General features: G+C 74.4%; 3 protein-coding genes. 1 reads left to right on the plus strand and 2 read right to left on the minus strand.

Going from position 1 to position 3,790, the window contains the following annotated elements:
• Positions 1-22: 22 nt before the first annotated feature.
• Positions 23-1,234 (minus strand): FAD-dependent monooxygenase, encoded by a 1,212-nt coding sequence (locus AXW62_RS39250; RefSeq protein WP_060948518.1) that lies wholly within the window; start codon positions 1,232-1,234, stop codon positions 23-25.
• 408 nt (positions 1,235-1,642) lie between these two features.
• Positions 1,643-2,509 carry an Fpg/Nei family DNA glycosylase gene (locus AXW62_RS39255; RefSeq protein WP_060948519.1) on the minus strand — a complete coding sequence of 289 codons (867 nt, stop codon included), beginning with the start codon at positions 2,507-2,509 and terminating at the stop codon, positions 1,643-1,645.
• A 157-nt stretch (positions 2,510-2,666) separates the two neighbouring features.
• On the opposite strand from AXW62_RS39255, the gene AXW62_RS39260 reads away from it, so the two are divergent.
• Positions 2,667-3,790: catalase family protein (locus tag AXW62_RS39260; RefSeq protein WP_502688793.1), on the plus strand; the 1,124-nt coding region annotated here is incomplete at its 3' end.

The raw sequence follows: 3,790 nt of genomic DNA on the forward strand, positions 1-3,790 counted from the left end.
GCCGGGGCCGGGGGCGGGAGGGTCAGCGGCGCCGGTGGGCCGTCGTCCCCGCGACCGGCTCGTCCCAGTCGATGCGGTAGCCGGTGAGCCAGTCCGGGGCGCCGCCGCCGGCCCGGTCGAGCTTGCGCGGCATGGTGACGTCGCGCAGCGCCCGCGCCACGGGCCCCGGCGCCGTACGGCGGGCCATGACGGTACTGGCCGCGGCGACCTTCTCAACCCGCTCCCGGCGCAGCGCCTCGTACGCGGCGAAGGCCGGGCGGGGCGAGCGCAGGTCGCGCAGGCACTTGGCGAGCACCACACCGTCCTCGATGGCCATCGACGCGCCCTGTGCGGCGTTGGGGGCGCAGGCGTGCGCGGCGTCGCCGACGATGACCATGCCCTCCTCGGACCAGGTGGGGGTGGAGACGATGTCGTAGGCGGCGGTGGCCACGATGGAGTCACCGGTGGCGCGGACCAGGTCCGCGGCGGGGGTGTTGTCCTCGGCGAAGAGCGTCAGCAGCCGCTCCCGCCACTGCTCGGCGGTGACGGCGGCCAGCTCGGCCCTGGACATCTCCTCGGCCGGGGCGTTGCAGAACCACCAGACCTCGCCGTCCGGGGCGGTGGTGCAGCCGAAGAACGCCTGTTTGCCGAAGATCATGGTGTAGGCGTCGGGGGCCGGGGGCGAGTCGGCGTCGCGGGTGTAGCCGCAGACGGTGTGCTGCCCGGTGTAGCGGGGCCGGGGCGCGCCCGCGTCGATGAGCCGGCGGATGAGCGAGTGGATGCCGTCGGCGCCGATCAGCACGTCGCCCACGGCGCGACCGCCGTCCGCGAAGGACCCGACGATCCGGCCGTCGGGGCTGGTATGGACGGCGAGCAGCCGCTTGCCGTGCTCGATGCGCACTCCCCGGCGCAGCGCCTCCTCGCGCAGCACCCGGGCGAGCGTGGCGCGTTTGAGTGTCACGGAGCCGAGGCCACCGTCCGCCGATCCGGACGTGGGCCGGTCGCCGAGCCGCTTGCCGGTGTTGCTGATGAAGTCGACGCGGCCGGCCGGGAAGGAGTTCTCCAGCACGGGTCCGTGGGCGTCGATGGTGCGCAGTGCCTCCAGGCCGTTGGCGGCGACGACGAGGAAGGCACCCGCGTCGGTGGCGTCCGTGGGGTATGCCTCGTAGACGACCGCGTCGATGCCGGCTTTCCGCAGGGCCATCGCGGTCACCGTTCCGGCGATGCCGCCACCGATGATCAGGGCTGTGGTCATGGTGCTCCGTGACGTGGCGTGGGGTGTGGTGTCGTGGGATTGCGACAGCACCATATGGCGGACCGGAGCTCCCGAGGTCAAGAGTGGGAGTTCAACTGGCAGCCGGTAAAGGGGGATTGGGGTGGATGTGGCTCCCGTAAGCTCCCGTGAGCTCTCGTTGGCGCTGTTGCGGCTCGCGTCACCACAGGGCCCGCGGGACCCTCGTCGCGGGTGCCCCCACCGTCGGCCCCCTCACCGCGGGCCTCATCACCGCCGGGTCCGCCCCACCGGATCCGCCGCACCGGGCCCACCGCCAGCCGGGCCCACCGCCACCGGACCCACCACCGGACCCACCACCACCGGATCCGCCACCACCGGGCCCGCCGCCACCGGATCCCGCGGTTCGGGCGGTGGTTCGAGCGAACGTGGCTACTTGAGCAGCCGGGACAGCCGCCGGTCGGCGAGCGGCTTGCCGCCGGTCTGGCAGGTGGGGCAGTACTGCAGCGAGGAGTCGCGGAAGGACACCTCGCGGACGGTGTCCCCGCACACCGGACACGGCTCTCCGGTGCGCCCGTGCACCCGCATCCCGCCGCGCTTCTCCCCCTTGAGGTCGCTGTCGGCCAGGCCGCGGGACCGCTCGACGGCGGAGCGCAGCGTGCTGCCCATCGCCTCGTGGATTCCGGCGATCTCCTCCTCACTGAGGTCCGAGGCCAGCCGGTAGGGCGACATCCGGGCGGCGTGCAGGATCTCGTCGGAGTAGGCGTTGCCGATCCCGGCGATCACGCTCTGATCGCGGAGCACGCCCTTGATCCGGTGGCGTACGCCTCGCAGCAGCCCGGCGAACGCCTCCAGGGTGAAGGAGTCGTCGAGCGGGTCCGGGCCCAGCCGGGCGATGCCGGGGACCTCCTGGGGGTCGCGGACGACGTACACCGCGAGCCCCTTGCGCGTCCCGGCCTCGGTGAGGTCGAACCCGGAGCGCTCCGGGCCGGCCAGGAGCAGCCGCAGCGCGAGCGGGCCCTTGCCGGGCCGGGGCGGGGCCTCGGGGAGCCCGTCCCGCCAGCGCAGCCAGCCCGCCCTGGCGAGGTGCACGACCAGGTGGGGGCCGTCGGTGGCCAGGTCGAGGAACTTGCCGTGGCGGGCCGCCGCCGTGACCGTGCGGCCTTCGAGTGCGCTCGGTGGCGGGTCGTAGGTCTTCAGGACGCTCACCGCGACGGGGAGGACACGGGCGATCTCCCGGCCGACGGCACGCTCGGCCAGGATCGCGGCGAGGGCCTCCACCTCGGGCAGCTCCGGCATGCCACCAGTGTGCCGCAGGCCGGGCGCGGAACACCCGGGGTGGCCCGAGGGGCGGGTTACCACCGGCGCGCCGCTCCGGGCTGCGGCACCGCGTGCCCTCCCTTACCGTCTCACTTGTCCCTTCTCGTCCCGTCTGCCCCTGTACGGAGCGTTTTCCATGACCGACACCCGACAGCAGTCCGTACGCAACGAGGCGACATGCGGCGGGGTGACCGGGCACGAGGTGACGGGCGGGGCGCGCGGCGGGACGACCGTGCACCAGGCGACGAGCGGAGCGAGCGTGCACCATGCGACGGGCGGGGCGTACGAGGGCTATGAGGCGTACATGGGCGGCAGCCCCGAGGCCGAGCGCCGCCGCTTCGAGAAGCTGGCGCGCGAGCTGTTGCGGGTACACGGGCCGGTCCCTGGCGGCCCGGACGGCTCGAACGCCCTGTGGCTGCCGCGCGCCGCACCCGCCAAGGCGGCCCTGGGCGTGGAGAACGCCCGGCTGCGGTTCCGTGACGACCTTCCGCCGGAACTGTGCGTGGGATACGCCCGGCCGGGCGCCGACTACCCGGCCGTGGTGCGGCTGTCCACCGCGAGCGGCGCCGAGCGGCACGACGCCTCGCCCTATCTGCGCCGGATGGCGGTGCGGGTCCAGGCCGCTCCCGAGGAGATCCACGACCTGCTGACCACCAGCTTCCCGGTGTCCCACGCGGCCGACGCACGCGAGTTCGTCGCCTTCGCCAAGGCCACGGCGGGCGCGGGGGGCACCGTGGAGAAGGCGTTCGGGCTCTTCGTCCGGCTGCCGCTGGCGGTGGGCTGGGCCACCGCCGACCGGATGCGCCGCAACGTGCGGATCGCCACCCGCCACACGGTGGGCTCGCTGGCCCGCGAGACCTTCTGGAGCCGGGGTGCGATCCTGTGGGGCCCGGCCGGTCCGGTGCGGTACCAGCTGCGCCCGGCCCCCGGCGGCACCCCCGCTCCCCCGCCGGACCGGGGCGACCCCGACTACCTGCACCGTGAGCTGGCGATGCGGCTGTCCATCGGCGACATCGCCTTCGAGCTGTGTGTGCAGCGCTATCTGGACGACCGCCGCACCCCGGTCGAGGACGGTTCGGTGGAGTGGCGGGAGTGCGACGCGCCGGTCGTCCCGGTGGCGGTGCTCACCGTGCCGCGCCAGGACCTGGACAGCGCCCGGGCCCGGTCCGCGGCCCGCCGGGTCGAGCGGCTGGCGTTCAACACCTGGCACACCACCGAGGAGTTCCGGCCGCTCGGCAACCTCAACCGGGCCCGCAAGGC

Source organism: Streptomyces hygroscopicus subsp. hygroscopicus (assembly GCF_001553455.1).
Classification (GTDB): Bacteria; Actinomycetota; Actinomycetes; order Streptomycetales; family Streptomycetaceae; genus Streptomyces; species Streptomyces hygroscopicus.